The following is a 19,490-nucleotide window of genomic DNA, read 5'->3' as shown; positions in this document are numbered from 1 at the left end:
CTGACTTTGTCACGTGACGCCTGGCGTCGCCCGTGAGAAACAAGAGACCCCCTCGATGTCTGACAAGCCTTCTGTGCTGTTCGTGTGTGTCCACAACGCCGGCCGTTCCCAGATGGCCGCTGCCTGGCTGACCCATCTCGCGGGGGACCGCGTCGAGGTCCGCTCGGCCGGATCGAACCCCGGCGACGCCGTAAACCCCGCCGCCGTCGAGGCGATGGCCGAGGTCGGCATCGACATCTCCGCGGAGACCCCGAAGATCCTCACCGTCGACGCGGTCAAGGAGTCGGACGTCTGCATCACCATGGGCTGCGGCGACACCTGCCCCGTCTTCCCCGGCAAGCGCTACCTCGACTGGACGCTGGACGACCCGGCCGGCCAGGGCGTCGAAGCCGTACGCCCCATCCGCGACGAGATCAAAAAGCGCGTCGAGGTGCTGATCGAGGAGATCGCGCCGGGGACGACGGCATGAGCGGGATACGTGATGTCATCGTCATCGGTTCAGGCCCCGCCGGCTACACCGCCGCGCTCTACGCGGCCCGTGCGCAGCTGAAGCCGCTGCTGTTCGGCAGCTCGATCTTCGTCGGCGGCGCGCTGACGACGACCACCGAGGTCGAGAACTTCCCCGGTTTCCCCGACGGGGTCGACGGGCCGGTCCTCATGGAGAACATGCGGGCCCAGGCGGAGAAGTTCGGTGCGGAGATGGTTGACGACGACATCGTCTCCGTCGACCTGACCGGCTCGGTCAAGGAACTCACCGACTCACAGGGGACGGTTCACCGCGCGAAGACCGTGATCGTGGCGACCGGCTCCGGCTACCGCAAGCTCGGACTGCCGCGCGAGGACGAACTCTCCGGGCGCGGCGTGTCCTGGTGCGCCACGTGCGACGGATTCTTCTTCAAAGGCCGCGACATCGTCGTCGTCGGCGGCGGAGACACCGCGATGGAAGAGGCCACCTTCCTCACCCGCTTCGCCAGCTCCGTCACCGTCGTCCACCGCCGCTCCGCCCTCCGCGCCTCGCAGGTCATGCAGAACCGCGCCTTCGCCGACGACAAGATCTCCTTCGCGTTCGACAGCGAGATCGCGGAGATCAAGGAGGAGGGCGGCATGCTCTCCGGCCTCGTCCTGCGGGACACCTTCACCGGCAAGACCCGAGACCTCGACGCGACGGGCCTGTTCATCGCGATCGGCCACGACCCGCGCACTGAACTCTTCACCGGCCAGCTGGAGCTGGACCACGAGGGCTACCTCAAGGTCGACGCCCCCTCCACACGCACAAACATCCCCGGCGTCTTCGCCGCCGGCGACGTCGTCGACCACACCTACCGCCAGGCCATCACCGCAGCCGGCACCGGCTGCGCCGCCGCCTTGGACGCCGAGCGCTACCTCGCCGCTCTCACCGACACCGAGAACGCCGCGAGCGGTGCGAACACCGCCGAGCCGGGCAGGGCTCCCGCCGGCGTCTGACCCCTCGTCTACGGTCCGTGAGTGAGGACTTGGACGAGCTGGTCCACGGTAGGTGCGCCGGCGAGTCCGTCGCGGGTCGCGTAGAGGCGGCAGGTAAGTCCGTAGGTTTCGCCTGGGGCCGGGAATGGGTCCTGCCCGTCGATGCGGATCGTGGGTGATCCGGGGAAGCGCAGAGCCTGGGCCGTCGCGTCCGTGTCCACGGGGCGCAGGCGCACCGCCTGGCCGGGGCTGCCGGTGGCGTTCAGTGCTTCGGTGAGGCGTTCGTGGGTGAGGTGCCAGTTGGGGCAGCCGTCGAAGTAGAGCAGTTCAATGTCCACGGGCCCATGCTGTACCCGGCCGCACCCTCCGATTCGGGGTGCTGTTCCTCCGACGGCGTGACCGGGCAGGGGCGCTCAGGCAGTTGCCGGTCCAGGATGTCGCGGACACGGCGCAGGCCGTCGTGGTTGACGGAGAACCAGGCCCAGGTGCCGCGGCGTTCGCGGTTCAGGAGTCCGGCCTCGGTCATGAGCTTCAAGTGATGGCTTGGATCTGCGGACTTCTGTGTTGCCCCGGGGCGAGGAGCGGCAGCGGCGTCTGTTATCCGGGCGAGGGGGGGGGAAGTCTGGCGATCAACGTCACGAAGACGCCAGGGCTTCTGTTCGGTGCCTCAGGGCGCGCGATCGGCCGGGCGGGCCGTGGCACCGATCAACTCAGCGCAGGTGGTAGGAGCCGATGGTGATCGTTCCTCGGCGTACAAGCTCGTCGACGTAGACGTTCGGACGCAGCGCCGGCCCGTAAGCCCAGTCCATGGCGTCCAGCCGCCAGGGCGTCGTCCGGTAGTCGACAGTGCGATAGTCGGCGATCAAATGGGCTACCTCCGCTGCGGAGTCATTGCTTTGCAGCATGCGATCGGCGGCGCACGCGGCAGCGGCAACCCGTAGGGGGTCAGTCCACAGTGCTCGCTCCTGCCATGGCCGTGGTGCGCGGAGACTGCGAACCGCGAACAGAAGCACAGGATCCCCGCGACGGAGCATTGCCGGCGAGAGAAGCATGGTGAGCACGGCTGTCAGCGAGACGAGCCTTCTGTCGTCCGCCGTCGGAGCTCCGTCCAGCCATGCGTTGATCCGTGCTTGGAGGGAGAGGACGGCGCTGTCACTTACGGGCACCGGAAGATACTTGGTGACAGGGAAATCACATCGCTCGTCGTATCCGTAGCGATGAAAGCGCTCGTTCGCCGTGCCGGCCTCGCAACGTGAGGGGAAGGTGCAGTCTGCCCCGGGGGTCACGACAGACTGGCATCGCTGGCACTCACTCGCCAGATAGACGCGGTGCTTGAGGCAGGCGAAGGTCCAGGGCAGCAACCAGCGCAGAGACCAGCGTCGGCCGTTCTCCCGAAGACAGCGAGGGCACCAGCGGAGGTGCCGGTCGCAGAGCCACGCTCCTGCATGCCACTGTCCGATGGCACCAGCATCCGCTTCGAGGTTCGGGGGCAGGTGAGGCAACGCGTTTCCCGCGAAGCGTGCGAGCGTCATCGCGTGCAGAGCCGGTTCGCCGACTCCTGTCAGGCGACAGATCCGGAGGATCGCCGGCGTGGGAAGCCGTGTCTGTCCTATGGCGAGAGTGCCGAGCTTGTGCAGGTGGAACTCGCGTAGGAGTTGCTTGACGGCGATGCCGCGGTCCTTGGCCATGGCATCGATCCAGCTGCCCAGTGCTTCCCCCTCGAGCGGCTGCAACGCCCCCTGGTGCGCGCGGCTCGGGCACGGTCTTCTTACCGCTGCGGCGCTTGGCTGGCGGGGTGGAGGAGCTCGTCTCGGCTGTTCCCATGAGGCAGATTCTTCGATCTGAGTGGGACCGGAAACCGCGAATGGGCGCAAGACCACCGGTGTGAGTGATTGCGGGTTGCCTCGTGGTTTACGCCTTGGGACGCCTTCGCTCATCCCAATAGAACCCAAATGGTGCTATTCGAATAGCACTATTGGAGAGTGAGGGGATGACCAAGGCAACTCCCGAGACCGGCGACACTGTGCGCCCGGTGCTCTTTTCCTCCTCGGAGCGGCAGCTCCTCCTTACGCCCGTGGGTGACGTCTGGGCTGTGCCGAGCATCCCGATCCGCCCCGGGGAGACCAGGCGTCGCGCCGCAGTTCGCCACCTGCGGCGAGAATTGGGACTTCCCACGGTTCGGATCATGCCGGTCATCGGCCGGCTGGAGGCCGGGAGAGAGCCGACGGGCGCTCAGTACGTGGTCCTGGTAGCGCCCGCTGCCGGAAGCTGGCCCACCTCTGTTGGCCGTGCGCTGGGCCCGGCCGCGCGATGGTGGACTACGGAGAGCCTGCGCTCGGCGAACATGATCGTCGAGCCAGTACAACTACTCGATCTCATGGACGGCTACTGGGAAGGGTGGCTGCCAGACGGTGAAATCGCGCTGGACTGACTCACGGAGTGACGGGTCATTCGAGGAGCTTCCGATGGTGCCGGGGGTCCGGACTGTCAGGGTTCGGATTACTGCCCGTCAATCTCCTTGTTGCTTCCTTCCTTTTCGGAACGAACTTTCTGGACCAAGTCGCGGCACTTCGTAATGTTCTTGAAAAGACTGGTCAGATAATTATTCGAATAGGCCTCATTGATGCACTCCGTGAGGGACATCAAGCTCTGCTCGGTCAGCCCAGGAACACGTTTCAGTTCCGATGACCAGTCGTACTCGGGATCCTCGATACGCTGCAGATCGAGTTCCCGGAAAACCAGATGAAGAACCAGTCGATTCCCCTGGAGGCAGATGGAACGCGGGCGCCCATCAAGCTGACCCTTCAAACGCGTCAATGTCGCGTCAACTTCTCGCATGACTTCGACGCAGCGCCATACGCGATAGGGTCCTATCCTCGGATTGAAGAGTGTTCGGTACGGGGCCTTTTCTATGGACTCCCAGAGACTTCCCATCCTGCTCTTCGCCATAACCGCAAAACTGGGCTCCCTGTTCGCACACGCCAGAGCCACTGTGGCGTCGACCACCGTGCAGCCATGTTCGGGACTCGGAACCGGCTCCCCACGCTTGATCGAATATGTCTTTTTGAGCGAGAGAACCAATTCTGTGCGCAGGCGGCCCTGCTCCGGGTCCAGCGAGACAAAATCTCGGGTCTCCACAGTGTTCTGTGTGTTCGTCGCCCTGGTCACCGCTGTTGCAAAACCTTCTGGGCATCCTTCAAGGCTGATAAAGCGAACCCACACCATGGCTTCGTCCAGGCCGGCTTCGCCCTTGTGTGCTGCTTGATGAATGCTGGCCACCGTCTGGGCGCCGTTGACGATGCTCACGCCTGTGAGCGAGAAATCACCAAAAGTGCGACTGGCGGCACCCCGTGCGGTCTTCTTTACGCTTTCACACAGGGCTGTCACACCATTGTTGAAGTACCAGAAGTGCTGTGGATCCTTGAGGATCGTGTGCGTGACTGCCTCATTGACACTGGTATTGCCCAGGGATTTCCTGATGTTCTGAGAGAAAAGGCGATCCCCGAAATGCTCATACCAGTTCGCAACGCTTGAAGCGGTAACCACTCCGTAGTAGGCCTCATATGGCTCGCTTACCGTGCCCCAGTTCTCCAGCTGTACGCCGAAGTCGATTCGCGAACCCCCCAATCCTTCGGATATGAAGGAATGGAAATCGCTCAAGCCCAGGGTCTCCATGGATACGACCTGCTGTGACTCGTTCATTTCATCGAGCAGGTCGCTAAAAACGGCAGACGAGGGCGCGGCCAAGTCGGTTCGGCCGGTGGTCGCCACTACGAGGATGAAGGTCACATCGACGTCGTCAAGTGCGTCCGTGATCTTCGCCTCTTGGGCACGTAGCCGTGCGTTGAACCGGTCGAATTTCGTGTCAAGAAGATCCCTGAACCCGGCCGTAAAGTGCCGGGAATCACCCAATCCGAGGCTGCCGTCCCCGGAACCGTCCCACTTTGACTGGACAAGGATCACCCTTCGCTGCAGGGGATCGATTGCGATGGCATCGATTCCGTTGTCGCCGGATCCGTCGACCACTGTGGCCGCCGCTTCGGCGGCAGACAGTTCGGTGAACCTCTGTACGGCGAGAGCCGCTAAGGATCGGCTCAGGAAGGACTTTTCGCGGACGGAGTCGCTGGCTTTTGCGTAGTCACTCATATCGATGTGTTCCGCGAAACCCGTGTGCAGCGCCTCCTTGACGTGCCTGACCCACAGCCGTTTCATGCGGCCCCCCCCCTGATCACCAGTTCTGACAGACATGCTCAAGGTGCGGAGGCCACCGTAGCCATCGCACAGGGTGATCAGGAAGAGGCGGAACGTGATCCGGCTATGTATGCCTGTAACTCTGTCCTGTGGTCGCCACTCTGCCCCGCCTGCGCCTTGGCAGACATCCTGCTGAGACCCTCGGTGACCAGCGCGGTGGGAAAAGACCGCTTGATTCGCGGGAAAAGATCTTGGACGCGCAGAGATCGCCGCTGATCAGCGCATTTCGTCGGTTGCCCACCAGAAGAGACCGAGGAAGCGGGTCTCCGCCAAGGACGAAAGTCCTGGTGGAGGCCCGCTTCTCGTATGTCCGGATCCCGCTGTCGGGGCGTGTGGCCGGTGGTGCGTGCGGTGTTGCCGGTGCGCCTGGTGGCGAGCGTGGGTGGTGGCGCGCGTGGGTGGTGCGGTGACGCATGTCACCGGGCGCGTGCGGAGCGGGGGTGGAGACGGGCCGGCCCGCACCCGGTACGGCCTTGGGCGCGGGTCGGTCTGCCGGTGTTGTCCGGTCTGTCCTCGCGATGTTGCCTGGTCCGTCGTCGCTGTCGGTCCGTCCTCGCGGGGTCAGGCGGCGAGGCGGGCGGCGAGGGCCTTGGCCTTCTCGGCGGCCTCTTCCTGCGCCTTCGCGCGGGAGGCTTCGGCGAGCGGGATGAGGTCGGTCATGGCGGGAACCTGGTGGGCCAGGGTCAGTTCGGGAACGATGAAGTCGACCTCGACGCCGAACATGCCGTTCAGCACCTTCTCCAGATAGTTCTGGACGAACTCGAAGTCCTCGCGCGGGGATCCGGCCGCGTAGGAGCCGCCCCGGCTGGCGACGACCGTGAACGGCCTGCCCTTGATCGGGCTGTCCTCGCCGGCGTTGTGGCCGGTGATGATCACGTGGTCCAGCCATGCCTTCAGGGTGGACGGGATCGTGAAGTTGTACATCGGGGCGCCGATGAGAACGGCGTCCGCGGCCGCCAGCTCGGCGGCGAGTTCGGCGCGCAGCGCGTTCTCGGCGCCCGCCACGACGGCGGCGATGTCCAGGTGCGGCAGCGGGGCCGCCGCGAGATCGCGGTAGACGACCTCGCCTTGTGGGTGCTGCTCGCGCCAGCTCTGTACGAAGGCGGCGGTGACTTCGCGCGAGGCGGATCCTTGCGGGGAAACGGCGGAGTCGAGGTGCAGCAAGGTGGCCATGAGGTTCTCCAGTGGGGATGCACGGACAAGCGGATGTACGGGTGGGCGGTGGATACGACCCGGTCTGGGTGCCGGTGCTCGCGTTGCCGTACTTCCGTACGTACCTATTGATAACACAGTAGCTTACTTTTTATTAGTTCCTCTTGGGTTCGCAGTACCCTGGAGCCATGGAGGGAAGCCACGGGGACGCGTGCAAGCCGGTGGACGTGGGGATGACCCGCGTCTTCGAACTGTTCGGCAAGAGGTGGACCGGCCTGATCGTTTCCGTCCTCATGCAACGCGCTGTGCACTTCGCGGAGTTGAGGCGGGCGATCCCCGGCATCAGCGAGCGCATGCTGTCCGACCGGCTGACAGAGCTGGCGGGCGCGGGGCTGCTCGTACGAGAAGTCGACGAAGGGCCGCCGCTGCGGGTCGCCTACCGGCTCACGGACGCGGGGGCGGCGATGGAGCCCGCGCTGCGGGAACTGGGGCGGTGGGCCGAGAAGCATCTGGCTGGCGAGAGCGGCTGCCCGGAGATGGAGTAGCGCCTGTCGTTGGACCCGGCCGCACCGTCGGGAACCGGGTGTTCGCGGGGTGTGCGCGGGGGGTTCGCGGGGTGTGCGCGGGGGGTTCGCGGGGTTATCCACAGGGGGAGACGGCCGTGGGGCGCGGGGGTAACGTCGTGGGCAGTTGATGTTGGGCGAGTACGGGGGAGGCGGCGTGCCATGGGCGAGGCCGGTTCGGTGGTGACGGACGAGCGCATTCCGGTGGTGCCGGGTTTCGCGCGGCGTATGGCGCCGGGCGGGGCGGGGAGCACGCCGAAGGACGCGGGGAAGGCACTGCGGCAGCGGGTGCCGAGGTCGTCGCACGATTCGCTGGTGCTCTCGGCCTCGCGGCCGGACGCGGTGCGGGCCGTCGAGGAGTCGAGCCGGGGGCGGGTGCCCGAGCTGACGCCGCTGCGGGTGGGCCGGATGGCCGCTTCTCCCTTCGCGTTTCTGCGGGGCGCGGCCGGATTGATGGCGCACGACCTGGTGGGGACACCGGTGACCGGCGCGGGCGCGCAGATCTGCGGTGACGCGCATGCGGCGAACTTCGGGCTGTACGGGGACGCGCGAGGCCGCCTCGTCATCGATCTGAACGACTTCGACGAGACGGTGGTCGGCCCCTGGGAGTGGGACGTCAAGCGGCTCGCGACCTCGCTGGTGCTCGCCGGGCGGGAGGCGGGTGCGGACGAGGAGACGTGCCGCAGGGGCGCCAGGGACGCCGTGGGGGCGTACCGGCGCACGATGCGGCTGCTGTCGAAGCTGTCGGCCCTGGACGCGTGGAACGCGATCGCGGACGAGGAGCTCGTCTCCCACACGGACGCGCGCGACCTGATGGGCACGCTGGAGCGGGTGTCGGAGAAGGCGCGTAAGAACACGAGCGCGCGGTTCGCCGCGAAGTCGACGGAGATCGTGGACGACGGCGACGGCGACGGCGACGAGGGCGGGGCTGCGGGTGGGGTGGCGCGGCGGCGGTTCGTCGACGCGCCGCCGGTGCTGCGGCGGGTGCCGGACGGGGAGGCCGCGGCGGTCGCGGCGGCGCTCGGTGAGTACGTGGGCACGCTCTCGGAGGACCGGCTGCCGCTGCTCGCGCGGTACGCGATCCATGACGTGGCGTTCCGGGTGGTCGGCACGGGCAGTGTCGGGACGCGTTCCTACGTGGTGCTGCTGCTGGACCACCGGGGCGAGGCGCTGGTGCTTCAGGTGAAGGAGGCGAGGGCTTCGGCGCTGCTGCCGTTCGTGGGGGCCGCGGGGTTCGAGACGCCGGGTGTGGAGCACGAGGGGCGCCGGGTGGTGCTCGGGCAGAAGCGGATGCAGGTCGTGAGCGACAACCTGCTGGGCTGGACGACGGTGGACGGCAGGCCGTATCAAGTGCGGCAGTTCAGGAACCGCAAGGGCAGTGTGGACCCGGCCGCGCTCCCGGCGGACCAGGTCGACGACTACGCGCGGATGACCGGCGCGCTGCTGGCCAGGGCGCACGCGCACAGCGTGGACCCGAGGCTCGTCGCGGGCTACTGCGGCAAGAACGAGGAGCTGGACGAGGCGGTCGCGGCTTTCGCCGTCGCGTACGCGGATCGGACCGAGGCGGATCACTCGGAGCTGGTGACGGCTGTCAGGAGCGGGCGGATCGCCGCTGAGCTCGGGGTGTGAGGGCGACGGGGCCCGGCGGGGGCCGGGACCGGCGGAGCTCGCGGGGGTGTGGGACCAGGGATGTGAAGGAGGGGGGCGGGTTCGCCCGTAGGCTGGACGGGTGACGCAGGACGCCTCCCGGGAGCCGACGATCCGTAACGACGACGAGCAGGACGTGCCAGACGTGCCGGATGCGACGACGGATGCCACCACGGGCGGGGAAGCCACGGCGGGGGCGGCCACGGAGGGCGTGGATGGCCCGCAGGGCGCCGGAGACGGGGCGGGGGGAGCCGAGGGGGCCGCCGGTCCGGGCCAGGAGTCCGAGCGGCCGGAGGAGCGGCTGGAGCGGGCGGTGCGGGCCGCGGAGCAGGCGCTGATCGAGTTCGAGATCGCCCTGGAGACCTTCCGGGTCGAGGTGGAGAACTTCTCCCGGCTGCACCACCAGCGGCTCGGCCCCATGTACTCGCGGCTGGACGAGCTGGACGCGATGATCGCCGAGGCCCGTGCCTCCCGGTCGGGTGACCCCGAGGATCTGCGCAAGGCGCGTGAGGCGCGGGCGATGGTGCAGCCGATGCCGGGGATCGAGGAGCTGTTCCACGACTGGCTCGACTCCGACGGTCTGTCGCCCGAGGCCGCGGCGATGCTGACGGACCAGCCCGTGCAGCCGCCGAAGCGGGTGCGGCCGACAGACGAGGTGCGCAAGCTCTACCGCGACCTGGCCCGCAAGGCGCACCCGGATCTCGCGCAGGACGACACCGAGCGGGCCCGCCGGGACGAGTTCATCACGCGCGTGAACGCGGCCTATGGACGCGGGGACGAGGCGCTGCTCAGGCAGCTCGCTGAGGAGTGGGCGGCGGGGCCCGTGCCGAAGGAACCGCGCCTGAGCGAGAACGAGGAGCTCTACGCCCGGCTGGACTGGCTGGCCCGGCGCAAGGAACTGCTGACGATCGTGGCGCAGGATCTGGAGCAGAGCGCGATCGGCGCGATGCTTCAGATGGCGCCGGACGACCCCGACCGGCTGCTGGAGGAGATCGCTGAGCAGTTGCTGGCGGAGGTTTCGGCACGCGAGTCCGAACTGGCGCGGTTGGTGCAGTGACGGCGCGCTCCGTGCGCGAGGCTGTATCTGTCGCACCGGGGGACCCACACGTACGAGAGAAGGCACATCACATGAGTTTCGCCCAACTGCCCGCGGTGGATGCTGCGGCGGTCCCGTCCGACGGTCTGGTGCTCGACGTCCGTGAGAACGACGAATGGGCGGCGGGCCATGTCGAGGGCGCGCTGCACATCCCGATGAGCGAGTTCGTGGCGCGCTTCGGTGAGGTGACCGAGGCGGTCGCCGACGGGCGCAAGGCCTTCGTCATGTGCCGGGTCGGCGGACGGTCCGCGCAGGTCACCCAGTACCTGGTCCAGCAGGGCGTCGACGCGGCGAACGTCGAGGGCGGCATGCAGGCCTGGGAGGGCGCGGGCCGCCCGATGGTCACGGACAACGGCAGCCCGGCGTTCGTGCTCTGACGGGGGGTGCCCTGGGGCCTGTTCGGAGGGCCCGGTCCAGCTCGGGTCTGCTGCGGAGCGGTTACCGCCGCCCGGGGTTCGTGCTCTGACCGGGCCCCCGTAGCCCTTTGGGCACGGGAGCTGCCCTCTGCGTTGGCTTCAGGCGCTCGCGTACGTCCGGGGCGGGGCGATCCGGAGGGGCCCCGCCCGGCGTGTGGGGGACGCTCGTACATGCCATACGGCCCGGCCGGGCGTCACCGCACCCGCATGTCGGCGTCAGCCGTGGGCGGGTGTGGCGGTCCGTGCGGACCTCGTCCGAGACGAGGAGCGCGCGCGGCAGGTGCCGCGGACACACGCCGCCCTTGGAGGCGTACAGCGCGTCCGACTCGCCGCGTCAGCGGTCGAAGTCCAATTCGACCTCGGCGGTGGCCGGGTGGGACTGGCAGGCCAGTACGTAGCCCGCTTCCGTCTCTTCCGGCTCCAGGGCGAAGTTGCGGTCCATCCGTACCTCGCCCGAGACCAGGAACGCGCGGCAGGTGCCGCAGACGCCGCCCTTGCACGCGTACGGCGCGTCCGACCGGCTGCGTAGCACCGTCTCCAGCAGGGAGTCCCCCTCCTGGACCGGCCAACTGCCCGAGCGGCCGTCGAGCGTCGCCGTGAGCGTGCTTCCGACGGGGCCGCCCGCCGCGCCGGTGGGCGTGGCCGCGTTCGCAGCCAGCCCGGCGTCCAGGGCGCCGTCGTCCACGTGGAAGATCTCCTGGTGGATCGCCTTCCGCCGGACGTCCAGGCCGCGCAGCGCCCGCTCCGCGCCCTTCACCAGGCCCAGGGGGCCGCACAGGAACCAGCCGTCGACGCTGTCCACCGGGAGCAGCGCGGGCAGCAGCGCCGCCAGTCGCTCCTCGTCCAGCCGGCCCGAGGGAAGCCCGGCCTGCTGCTCCTCCCTGGATACGACCGTGACCAGCTGGAAGCGGTCCGGAAAGCGGTCCTTGAGGTCGGCGACCTCCTCCAGGAACATCGTCGAAGCCACGGTGCGGTCGCTGCGGATCAGACAGAACCGGGCCTCGGGCTCCCGCACGAGGAGCGTCGAGGCCATCGACAGCACCGGGGTGATCCCGCTGCCGCCGACGATCGCGGCGAAGTGCCCGGGGCGCGGCGGGAGCACGAAGCGGCCGGTCGGCTCCATGACCTCGACCGTGTCGCCCACGGCGAGTTCCTTCAGGGCGTACGTCGAGAAGTCGCCGCCCTCGACCAGCCGGATGCCCACCCGCAGGACGGGCAGTTCGCCGGCGGGCGCGCAGATCGAGTACGTACGACGGATCTCCTCGCCGTCCACGATTCGGCGCAGCGCGATGTGCTGGCCCGGAGTGTGGCGGAACGTCTCGTCCAGCTCGGGCGGCACGGCGAAGGTGACGGTCACCGAGTCGTCCGTGAGCCGCTCGACCTCGCTGACGCGGAGCGGATGGAACATCTACAACTCCTTGAAGTGGTCGAACGGTTCGCGGCAGGACGAGCAGCGGCGCAGCGCCTTGCACGCGGTGGAGGAGAACCTGCTCAGCAGCTCGGTGTCGGTCGAGCCGCAATGCGGGCAGCGGATACCGAGGCTGAGCGGCACCGGTCCGTCCGTAGGGTGCGGACGGGGCGGGGCTATGCCGAACTCCGCGAGTTTGCGCCGCCCTTCGGCACTGATGTCGTCCGTCGACCAGGCGGGGGAGAGCACCGTGACGACGGAGACGTCCGGTATCCCCTTCTCGTGCAGCACCCGCTCGATGTCCGAGGACATCGTCTCGATCGCCGGACAGCCGGTGTATGTGGGGGTCAGCTCGACCTCGACCCTGCCCGGTCCCGAGACATGGACGGCGCGCAGCACGCCCAGCTCCTCCAGCGTCAGCACGGGCAGTTCGGGGTCGGGGACGGAGCCGGCGAGCGCGCGCAGTTCGCTCTCCAGCGCGGTCGGTCCAGCCGCGCTCACCATGACGCTCCCGGGTGGCTGCGGTGCAGGTGCTGCATCTCGGCGAGCATCCGGCCGAAGGACTCGGTGTGCAGGCCCTGCCGTCCCGCGCCCGCCGTCCATGCCCCGGCGCGCGGCCCGTCGGGCACCGTCAGCGTCGCGCGCTCCAGCACCGCCGTGACCGAGGAGAGCCAACGCTCCGCCAGCTCCTGCCTGTTGACGCCGTCCAGCCCCTCGCCGTACCCAGGGCCGTCGCCGTCATCGCCGTCATCGCCGTCATCGCGTCCGGCGCTTGCGGCCATGGGTGAGAATATCTCGCCGGTGAACCGCCACAGCGCCGTACAGGCCCGCTGCATCCGCTCATGGCTCTCGGCGGTGCCGTCACCGAGCCGCAGCGTCCACTGCTCGGCATGGTCCTGGTGGTAGTCGACTTCCTTCACGGCCTTGGCGGCGAGCCCGGCGAACGGCCCGTCACCGGTCGCCAACCGCTCGTACAACAGCCGCTGATAGGTGGAGAAGTAGAGCTGGCGGGCGATCGAGTGCGCGAAGTCGCCGTTCGGCTGCTCGACCAGCTGGAGATTGCGGAAGTCGCGCTCCTCGCGCAGATAGGCCAGCTCGTCCTCGTCCCCCACCAGGGAGTACAGGATCCGGGCCTGGCCCAGCAGGTCCAGGGCGATGTTGGCGAGCGCCACGTCCTCTTCCAGCTCGGGCGCGTGTCCCGCCCACTCCCCCAGCCGGTGCGAAAGGATCAGCGCGTCGTCGGCGAGGGCGAGCGCCGTCGCTGTCGGAGCGCCGGTCACAGGTGACGCACCCCTTCCGGGATCTCGTAGAACGTCGGGTGCCGGTAGGGCTTGTCGCCGGCCGGTTCGAAGAACGAGTCCTTCTCGTCCGGCGAGGACGCCGTGACCGAGGCGGAGGGGACCACCCAGATCGACACACCCTCGCTGCGCCGGGTGTAGAGGTCGCGCGCGTTGCGCAGCGCCATCTCGGCGTCCGGGGCGTGCAGGCTGCCCGCGTGCGTATGCGAGAGCCCGCGGCGGGACCGCACGAAGACCTCCCACAGAGGCCACTGGGTCGATCCGCTCATGCCGTCGCCACTTTCTCCACGGGCCGCGCGATGTCCGCGCCGCCGGTTCCGGTGCCGCTGCCGCCGCCGCTGTCAGTGCCGCTGTGCTTCGCCGCGTAGGCCGTCGCCGCCTCGCGTACCCACGCGCCTTCCTCGTGGGCGCGGCGGCGCCGGCCGATCCGCTGCTCGTTGCAGGGGCCGTTGCCCTTCAGGACCTCGCGGAACTCGTCCCAGTCGATCGTCCCGAAGTCGTGCTGTCCCCGCTCCTCGTTCCACTTCAGGTCCGGGTCGGGGAGCGTGAGACCGAGCGTCTCGGCCTGGGGGACAGAGATGTCGACGAACCGCTGCCGCAGCTCGTCGTTCGAATGCCGCTTGATCTTCCAGGTCATCGACTGCGCGGAGTGCGCCGACTCGTCGTCCGGCGGGCCGAACATCATCAAGGAGGGCCACCACCAGCGGTTGACCGCGTCCTGCGCCATCTCGTGCTGCGCGGGCGTGCCACGGCTGAGGGCCAGCAGTGATTCGTACCCCTGGCGCTGGTGGAAGGATTCCTCCTTGCAGATACGGACCATCGCGCGGGCGTACGGGCCGTAGGAGCAGCGGCAGAGCGGGACCTGGTTCGTGATCGCGGCCCCGTCCACCAGCCAGCCGATCGCGCCGACGTCCGCCCAGGTCAGCGTCGGGTAGTTGAAGATCGACGAGTATTTCTGGCGGCCGGAGTGGAGCTTGTCGAGCAGCTCGTCGCGGCTTGTGCCCAGGGTCTCGGCCGCGCTGTAGAGATACAGCCCGTGTCCCGCCTCGTCCTGCACCTTGGCCATCAGGATCGCCTTGCGCCGCAGCGAGGGCGCGCGCGTGATCCAGTTCGCCTCCGGCTGCATGCCGATGATTTCCGAGTGCGCGTGCTGGGCCATCTGGCGGACGAGCGACGCACGGTAGGCCTCCGGCATCCAGTCGCGGGGCTCGATGCGCTCGTCGGCGGCCACCGCGGCGTCGAACGCCGCCTCGTACGCCCCGGGCGCCGCTGCCGTCGTCTCCACCGTTGCCTCCACAGCCGTCCCCGCGGTCACTGCCGTCATCCGGGCCCCCTACCGACCGATCGTTCGGTTCATGGACTTCAATGGTCGGTCGGCGGCCCGTAGGGTGTCAACCCTGTGGATAACCGACTGTGGGAAGACGGGGATCGGGGCGGGATGGATTCGAACGACGACAACGGTGGAAACCCGGAATCTCCACCGGGTCCACCAGCGGCTCCGACACCGGGGATAGCCGGGCTCTCCTTCCCGTACCAGGTGGTCGCCGCCGTCGCTCTCGCGGTCGTCGGGCTGCTCGCCGTGGGCCATGTGGCCATGGTGTTCCTGCACGTCGCGCCCCAGAACACCGTCTCCAAGGAGTACAGCGAGCAGGTGGGCGACTGGATCTATCCCGAGTTCGAACAGAACTGGAAGCTCTTCGCGCCCAATCCCCTCCAGCAGAACATCGCCGTCGAGGTCCGCGCCGACGTGAACACGGCGGACGGAGCGCGCGAGACGACCGGCTGGATCAATCTGACCGCCGACGACGCCGAGGCGATCCGCGGCAACCCCTTCCCCAGCCATGTCGACCAGAACGAACTGCGCCGGGGCTGGGACTTCTACGTCAACTCCCACGACGACAAGGCCCGCCCCAACGGTCTGCGCGGACAGCTCTCCGAGAGCTACATACGCAGGATCGTGATGCTGCGCCTGGAGTCGTACGACCTCGGCGGCCCCGTCGAGCGCATTCAGCTCCGCTCCGCAGCCCGGGTCGTCCAGGCGCCCCCGTGGAGCGGTGAGAAGACCAACACCAAGCCGGGCTACCGCGTCTTCCCGTGGTGGACCGTGACCCCGGACGATCTGTCCGAAGGCGTGCGGAACGACGGCTCGCCGGGCGACGGCCCGCGCGCCGACAGCCGTACGGAGGCCCGCGGATGAGCCGCCCCGCCCACGCCCCCACCGTCGTCCACAAGGCCGCGCTCGTCCTCCAGCGCGTCACCTCCCGGCCGCTCGGCCCCCACCAGAGCGCCGTCGTCCGGATCGGATTCTCCGCCGCCTGGCTCCTCTTCCTGCTGCGCGAACTGCCCAACCGCCGTGAGCTGTACGGGCCCGGCAGCCCGTGGAGCTGGGACATGGCCCAGCAACTGATCGCGGGCAACGGCGCGTTCACCACGCTGATGTGGTCCGAGAGCGGCGTCTGGTTCGAGATCGTCTACGCCGTCTCCGTACTGTCCAGCGCCCTGCTGATGCTCGGCTGGCGCACCCGCACCATGTCCGTGGTCTTCATGGTGGGCGTGCTGTCCCTCCAGAACCGCAGCATCTTCATGGGCGACGGCGGCGACAACGTCATCCATCTGATGGCGATCTATCTGGTGCTCACGCGCTGCGGCCGGGTCTGGTCGCTGGACGCCCGCCGGGAGGACCGCGCCGCGCGCGCCGTCGCCTCCGGCAAGGCCGCGCCGGTGGACCGGGTCGGGCCCCTCCTGTGGGCCGTGCTCGGTGTCGCCCTGCTGGGCACGCTGCTGGACAGGACCGGCGGCGAGTGGTGGGTGACGGTGCTGCTGTGGACGCTGTGGCTCTCCCAGGGGCTGTGGTGGGCGCTGAACCGTTACGCGCCGAAGAGCGAGCCGCGCGCGCTGCTGGACGTCATCGCGAACCTCGCGCACAACGGCGCACTCGTCGTGATCATGGCGGAGGTCTGTCTGATCTACGCCACGGCCGGCTGGTACAAGATCCAGGGGTCGCGCTGGCAGGACGGCACCGCCCTCTACTACCCGCTGCACCTGGACTACTTCGCCCCGTGGCCCGCCCTCGCCGACATCCTGGCCTCCAGCGGCCTGATCGTGATGGCGCTGACGTACGGCACGGTCATGGTGCAGGTCGCGTTCCCGTTCACGCTCTTCAACCGGCGGGTCAAGAACGTCCTGCTGGTGGCGATGATGCTGGAGCACGCGGGCATCGCCGTCCTGCTCGGGCTGCCGTTCTTCTCGCTCGCCATGATCGCCGCCGACGCCGTCTTCCTGCCGACCAGCTTCATGATCCGGATCGGCCACGCGGCGACGCGCCTGCGGCTGCGCTTCACCAAGGGGCCGGTGCCCAGGGGCGGTGACGGGGCCGGCATGCCTGACCGGCGCACGGGCGACGAGGCCGGGCCTGCCGCGCAGGACGCGACGCCCCCGGCACCGCCCGGTGTCGACGCGGACCCCTCGCTCGTCCGGTGACGGCTCTCCCCGTCCGCCCGCCTACGCTGGGGCGATGAACGACGTCGATCCCGCGAGCGCCCTGCGGCTGTGGCACGACCAAGCGCCGGGCGCCGTGGTCCTCGACGGCTTCCACGCGCTCAAGCACGCGCTGCGGTTCGGGGCGGACGTGCGGCTCGCGGTCACGAGCGACAAGGAGTCCGTGCTCGCCCTGGCGGCCGAGCTCGCCGACGATCTGGCCGGCACCCTGCGGGGGTCGCTGGTCGAAGTGCCCGCCGAGGACCTGCGGGAGCTGGTGCCGAAGGTGCACCCGACGCGGGTTGTCGCCCTGGCGGTCAGGCGTGGCCGTACGGAGAATCTGGCCGCGCTGGCGGCGGCGCCCCGGCGCTCTCCCGTCGTCGTCCTCGACAATCCCCGCAATCTCGGGAACGTCGGGGCGGTGGTGCGGCTCGCGGCCGGGTTCGGGGCCACCGGGGTGGTGACCACCGGCGATCTCGATCCCTGGCACCCGAACGTCGTCCGAGCCGGCGCCGGGCTGCACTTCGCCACCGCCGTCGAGCGGCTGTCACCCGACGACTTCCCCCCGGGGCCGCTGTACGCCCTGGATCCGGAGGGGGCGGACATCCGGTCGGTGACTCTCCCCGACGACGCGCTGCTGGCCTTCGGCTCCGAACGGCACGGGCTCTCGGCCGAACTGCGGGCGCGCGCCGACACGTTGCTGGCGCTGCCGATGCGCCCCCAGGTCTCCAGCTACAACCTCGCCACCAGCGTGGCCATGGCGCTGTTCCACTGGGGCGGGCCGAACTGACGTGCCGGGCCGTGCCGCACCGGCCCGCCCGGCCCAACCGCCCTGCGCCCAACCACCCCGCGCCCGGACGCCGTTCGACGGCCGGGCACGGGCGCGGTGTCACGCCTGGCGGCGGACCTCCACCGTACGGAAGCGGTTGGCCACGAACGCCGCGTCGCACAGCGCCGCGTTCGCCGCCGGATTGCCGCCCGAGCCGTGGAAGTCGGAGAAGGCCGCGGTCTGGTTCACATAGACCCCGCCCGTCAGATTCAGGGACAGCTGGGCCAGCTCCTCCACACAGACGTCCTCGACCGCGCGCTCCGTCCCGGCCGATGTCGTGTACGCCCCGACTGTCATCGCGCCCTTGTCGCGGACCGTACGGCGCAGCAGCTCCAGCGCCTCCTCGGTCGACTCCACGGCGACCGCGAACGAGACCGGGCCGAAGCACTCCGACAGATACGGCGCCTCCGAGCCGTTCGCCCCCGCCGCCGGGTCCCACTGCTTGCGCGAACCGTCGGACTTGACGATCACCGGCGTACGGACCACCGCGTCCGGGAAGTCCGGATTGGCGATCACGCGCGAGGCGAGCGCCACGTCCCCGAGACCCTCCGCCGCGTCCAGCCTGCTCTTCACGTCCGGGTTGACCAGCGCGCCGAGCAGGCCGTTGGCCCGGGCGTCGTCGCCCAGCAGGCCGCTCACCGATGCCGCCAGGTCGGCGACCACCTCGTCGAAGGACTTCGGGCCCGCGTCCGTCGCGATGCCGTCGCGCGGGATGAGGAGATTCTGCGGGGTGGTGCACATCTGGCCGCTGTAGAGCGAGAGCGAGAAGGCCAGATTGGCGAGCATGCCCTTGTAGTCGTCGGTGGAGTCCACGAGGACCGTGTTGACGCCCGCCTTCTCCGTGTAGACCTGCGCCTGGCGGGCGTTGGTCTCCAGCCAGTCGCCGAAGGCGGTGGATCCGGTGTAGTCGATGATCTTGATCTCGGGCCGGACGGCCAGGGTCTTGGCGATGCCCTCGCCGGGCCGCTCGGCGGCCAGCGCGACCAGATTCGGGTCGAAGCCGGCCTCGGCGAGAACCTCGCGGGCCACCCGCACCGTGAGGGCGAGGGGCAGCACCGCGCGCGGGTGCGGCTTGACGAGGACCGGATTGCCGGTGGCCAGCGAGGCGAACAGGCCCGGATAGCCGTTCCACGTCGGGAAGGTGTTGCAGCCGATCAGCAGCGAGATGCCGCGCGGCGCGGCCGTGAAGGACTTCCGCAGCTCCAGGGGGTCGCGCTTGCCCTGGGGCTTGGACCAGCCGGCGTCGGCGGGCGTGCGGGTCTGCTCCTGATAGGCGTACGCCACCGCCTCCAGGCCGCGGTCCTGGGCGTGGGGCCCGCCCGCCTGGAACGCCATCATGAACGCCTGCCCGCTGGTGTGCATCACGGCGTGGGCGAACTCGTGGGTCCTGGCGCTGATCCTGGCCAGGATCTCCAGGCTGACCAGGGCACGTGTCTCGGGCCCCGCCGCGCGCCAGGCGCTCATGCCCGCGCGCATGGCGGGCAGCAGGACGTCGATGTCGGCGTGCGGATACTCGACGCCGAGCTCCGGCCCGTACGGCGAGGTCTCGCCGCCCGTCCAGCCGTCGGTGCCCGGCTGGTCCAGGTCGATACGGGTGCCGTGCAGGGCCTTGAACGCGGCCAGGCCCTCGGCCGGCGCGCTCTCGCCGTAGGCCTTCGGGTGCTCGGGGTGCGGCGACCAGTAGGCACGCGTGCGAATCGCGTCGAGGGCCTGGTCGAGCGTGGGCCGGTGCTTCTCGTTGAGCTGCTGGGGGCTGAGCTGGGCGGCCATGAGGACCAACTCCTCGTCGAGCTGGGCGGGATCGGGGAAATGAGCGACAGGGGGACACGAGCGACGGACAGAGTTAGAGTAACCGAACGATCGGTCGGGACAAGGGGGGCTGTGGAAAACCCGTGCTTTCCCGTCGCCGC

At 69.1% G+C, this 19,490-nt stretch carries 20 protein-coding genes; 10 read left to right on the top strand and 10 right to left on the bottom strand.

The annotated features are described in order from the left end of the window. The first annotated feature begins 55 nt into the window (after nt 1-55). Nucleotides 56-469 (top strand): arsenate reductase ArsC, encoded by a 414-nt coding sequence (locus OIE74_RS18565; protein WP_329384868.1) that lies wholly within the window; start codon nt 56-58, stop codon nt 467-469. After that, nucleotides 466-1,464, top strand: a complete 999-nt coding sequence (gene trxB / locus OIE74_RS18560) for a thioredoxin-disulfide reductase (protein ID WP_329384866.1) — start codon at nt 466-468, stop codon at nt 1,462-1,464. Before OIE74_RS18565 ends, trxB begins: the two co-directional genes overlap by 4 nt. 8 nt (nt 1,465-1,472) lie before the next feature. Here trxB and OIE74_RS18555 read toward each other — a convergent pair whose 3' ends face one another. Beyond that, the gene (locus OIE74_RS18555) at nt 1,473-1,781 is read right to left on the bottom strand and encodes a DF family (seleno)protein (RefSeq protein WP_329384863.1); all 309 of its coding nucleotides are present in this window, start codon (nt 1,779-1,781) and stop codon (nt 1,473-1,475) included. Between the two features lie 372 nt (nt 1,782-2,153). Beyond that, nucleotides 2,154-3,176: a TniQ family protein gene (locus OIE74_RS18550; protein ID WP_329384860.1), complete on the bottom strand. Its 1,023-nt coding sequence runs from the start codon at nt 3,174-3,176 to the stop codon at nt 2,154-2,156. 257 nt (nt 3,177-3,433) lie between these two features. Here OIE74_RS18550 and OIE74_RS18545 point away from each other — a divergent pair, with 257 nt between their 5' ends. Beyond that, nucleotides 3,434-3,874, top strand: coding sequence for an NUDIX domain-containing protein (locus OIE74_RS18545; protein ID WP_329384858.1), 441 nt, complete (start codon nt 3,434-3,436; stop codon nt 3,872-3,874). A 68-nt stretch (nt 3,875-3,942) separates the two neighbouring features. Here OIE74_RS18545 and OIE74_RS18540 read toward each other — a convergent pair whose 3' ends face one another. After that, nucleotides 3,943-5,655 (bottom strand): AIPR family protein, encoded by a 1,713-nt coding sequence (locus OIE74_RS18540; protein WP_329384855.1) that lies wholly within the window; start codon nt 5,653-5,655, stop codon nt 3,943-3,945. Between the two features lie 600 nt (nt 5,656-6,255). Continuing rightward, a complete protein-coding gene (locus tag OIE74_RS18535) occupies nt 6,256-6,867 on the bottom strand; it encodes an FMN-dependent NADH-azoreductase (protein WP_329384852.1) in 612 nt (203 codons plus the stop codon). 167 nt (nt 6,868-7,034) lie between these two features. On the opposite strand from OIE74_RS18535, the gene OIE74_RS18530 reads away from it, so the two are divergent. The 4 genes from OIE74_RS18530 (at nt 7,035) to OIE74_RS18515 (ending at nt 10,529) form a co-directional block, all read left to right on the top strand. Next, nucleotides 7,035-7,391, top strand: coding sequence for a winged helix-turn-helix transcriptional regulator (locus OIE74_RS18530; RefSeq protein WP_329384849.1), 357 nt, complete (start codon nt 7,035-7,037; stop codon nt 7,389-7,391). A gap of 180 nt (nt 7,392-7,571) precedes the next feature. Then, a complete protein-coding gene (locus OIE74_RS18525; RefSeq protein WP_329384846.1) occupies nt 7,572-9,038 on the top strand; it encodes a DUF2252 domain-containing protein in 1,467 nt (488 codons plus the stop codon). Nucleotides 9,039-9,138: 100 nt separating this feature from the next. Further along, nucleotides 9,139-10,113: a J domain-containing protein gene (locus OIE74_RS18520; RefSeq protein WP_329384843.1), complete on the top strand. Its 975-nt coding sequence runs from the start codon at nt 9,139-9,141 to the stop codon at nt 10,111-10,113. Between the two features lie 71 nt (nt 10,114-10,184). Then, the gene (locus tag OIE74_RS18515) at nt 10,185-10,529 is read left to right on the top strand and encodes a rhodanese-like domain-containing protein (protein WP_329384842.1); all 345 of its coding nucleotides are present in this window, start codon (nt 10,185-10,187) and stop codon (nt 10,527-10,529) included. Nucleotides 10,530-10,902: 373 nt separating this feature from the next. On the opposite strand, the gene OIE74_RS18510 is transcribed toward OIE74_RS18515, so the two are convergent. The 5 genes from OIE74_RS18510 to paaA are packed head-to-tail and all read right to left on the bottom strand — an operon-like array spanning nt 10,903 to nt 14,598. After that, complete coding sequence (locus tag OIE74_RS18510) at nt 10,903-11,976, bottom strand: 2Fe-2S iron-sulfur cluster-binding protein (RefSeq protein ID WP_329384839.1); 1,074 nt, start codon at nt 11,974-11,976, stop codon at nt 10,903-10,905. Then, the gene (gene paaD / locus OIE74_RS18505; protein ID WP_443076156.1) at nt 11,977-12,477 is read right to left on the bottom strand and encodes a 1,2-phenylacetyl-CoA epoxidase subunit PaaD; all 501 of its coding nucleotides are present in this window, start codon (nt 12,475-12,477) and stop codon (nt 11,977-11,979) included. Next, a complete protein-coding gene (gene paaC / locus OIE74_RS18500) occupies nt 12,474-13,256 on the bottom strand; it encodes a 1,2-phenylacetyl-CoA epoxidase subunit PaaC (protein WP_329384835.1) in 783 nt (260 codons plus the stop codon). The genes paaD and paaC overlap by 4 nt, the downstream gene beginning before the upstream one ends. Further along, nucleotides 13,253-13,543: a 1,2-phenylacetyl-CoA epoxidase subunit PaaB gene (gene paaB / locus OIE74_RS18495; protein WP_069628646.1), complete on the bottom strand. Its 291-nt coding sequence runs from the start codon at nt 13,541-13,543 to the stop codon at nt 13,253-13,255. Before paaB ends, paaC begins: the two co-directional genes overlap by 4 nt. Then, nucleotides 13,540-14,598 carry a 1,2-phenylacetyl-CoA epoxidase subunit PaaA gene (gene paaA, locus OIE74_RS18490; protein WP_329384831.1) on the bottom strand — a complete coding sequence of 353 codons (1,059 nt, stop codon included), beginning with the start codon at nt 14,596-14,598 and terminating at the stop codon, nt 13,540-13,542. Before paaA ends, paaB begins: the two co-directional genes overlap by 4 nt. A gap of 114 nt (nt 14,599-14,712) precedes the next feature. On the opposite strand from paaA, the gene OIE74_RS18485 reads away from it, so the two are divergent. Genes OIE74_RS18485 through OIE74_RS18475 form a run of 3 tightly spaced genes read left to right on the top strand, consistent with a single transcriptional unit; the run spans nt 14,713 to nt 17,541 of the window. Beyond that, nucleotides 14,713-15,471, top strand: a complete 759-nt coding sequence (locus tag OIE74_RS18485) for a DUF5819 family protein (protein WP_329384828.1) — start codon at nt 14,713-14,715, stop codon at nt 15,469-15,471. Continuing rightward, nucleotides 15,468-16,754 carry an HTTM domain-containing protein gene (locus OIE74_RS18480; protein WP_329384825.1) on the top strand — a complete coding sequence of 429 codons (1,287 nt, stop codon included), beginning with the start codon at nt 15,468-15,470 and terminating at the stop codon, nt 16,752-16,754. The genes OIE74_RS18485 and OIE74_RS18480 overlap by 4 nt, the downstream gene beginning before the upstream one ends. Before the next feature lie 34 nt (nt 16,755-16,788). Further along, on the top strand, nt 16,789-17,541 hold the full coding sequence (locus OIE74_RS18475; RefSeq protein WP_329384822.1) for a TrmH family RNA methyltransferase: 753 nt from the start codon (nt 16,789-16,791) through the stop codon (nt 17,539-17,541). A 99-nt stretch (nt 17,542-17,640) separates the two neighbouring features. On the opposite strand, the gene paaN is transcribed toward OIE74_RS18475, so the two are convergent. After that, entirely contained in the window at nt 17,641-19,350 is a 1,710-nt protein-coding gene (paaN, locus tag OIE74_RS18470; RefSeq protein ID WP_329384819.1) for a phenylacetic acid degradation protein PaaN, read from the bottom strand. Between the last annotated feature and the right edge of the window lie 140 nt (nt 19,351-19,490).

Source organism: Streptomyces sp. NBC_01716 (genome assembly GCF_036248275.1).
GTDB lineage: Bacteria > Actinomycetota > Actinomycetes > Streptomycetales > Streptomycetaceae > Streptomyces.
This window is presented reverse-complemented; position numbering and strand designations above follow the sequence as displayed.

Coding starts and splice junctions, on each gene's coding strand:
- OIE74_RS18475 (WP_329384822.1), top strand. CDS start 16,789: ATGAACGACGTCGATCCCGCGAGCGCCCTGCGGCTGTGGCACGACCAA.
- OIE74_RS18530 (WP_329384849.1), top strand. CDS start 7,035: ATGGAGGGAAGCCACGGGGACGCGTGCAAGCCGGTGGACGTGGGGATG.
- paaB (WP_069628646.1), bottom strand. CDS start 13,543: ATGAGCGGATCGACCCAGTGGCCTCTGTGGGAGGTCTTCGTGCGGTCC.
- OIE74_RS18535 (WP_329384852.1), bottom strand. CDS start 6,867: ATGGCCACCTTGCTGCACCTCGACTCCGCCGTTTCCCCGCAAGGATCC.
- paaA (WP_329384831.1), bottom strand. CDS start 14,598: ATGACGGCAGTGACCGCGGGGACGGCTGTGGAGGCAACGGTGGAGACG.
- OIE74_RS18485 (WP_329384828.1), top strand. CDS start 14,713: ATGGATTCGAACGACGACAACGGTGGAAACCCGGAATCTCCACCGGGT.
- OIE74_RS18545 (WP_329384858.1), top strand. CDS start 3,434: ATGACCAAGGCAACTCCCGAGACCGGCGACACTGTGCGCCCGGTGCTC.
- OIE74_RS18540 (WP_329384855.1), bottom strand. CDS start 5,655: ATGAAACGGCTGTGGGTCAGGCACGTCAAGGAGGCGCTGCACACGGGT.
- OIE74_RS18510 (WP_329384839.1), bottom strand. CDS start 11,976: ATGTTCCATCCGCTCCGCGTCAGCGAGGTCGAGCGGCTCACGGACGAC.
- OIE74_RS18515 (WP_329384842.1), top strand. CDS start 10,185: ATGAGTTTCGCCCAACTGCCCGCGGTGGATGCTGCGGCGGTCCCGTCC.
- OIE74_RS18525 (WP_329384846.1), top strand. CDS start 7,572: ATGGGCGAGGCCGGTTCGGTGGTGACGGACGAGCGCATTCCGGTGGTG.
- paaN (WP_329384819.1), bottom strand. CDS start 19,350: ATGGCCGCCCAGCTCAGCCCCCAGCAGCTCAACGAGAAGCACCGGCCC.
- trxB (WP_329384866.1), top strand. CDS start 466: ATGAGCGGGATACGTGATGTCATCGTCATCGGTTCAGGCCCCGCCGGC.
- OIE74_RS18565 (WP_329384868.1), top strand. CDS start 56: ATGTCTGACAAGCCTTCTGTGCTGTTCGTGTGTGTCCACAACGCCGGC.
- OIE74_RS18480 (WP_329384825.1), top strand. CDS start 15,468: ATGAGCCGCCCCGCCCACGCCCCCACCGTCGTCCACAAGGCCGCGCTC.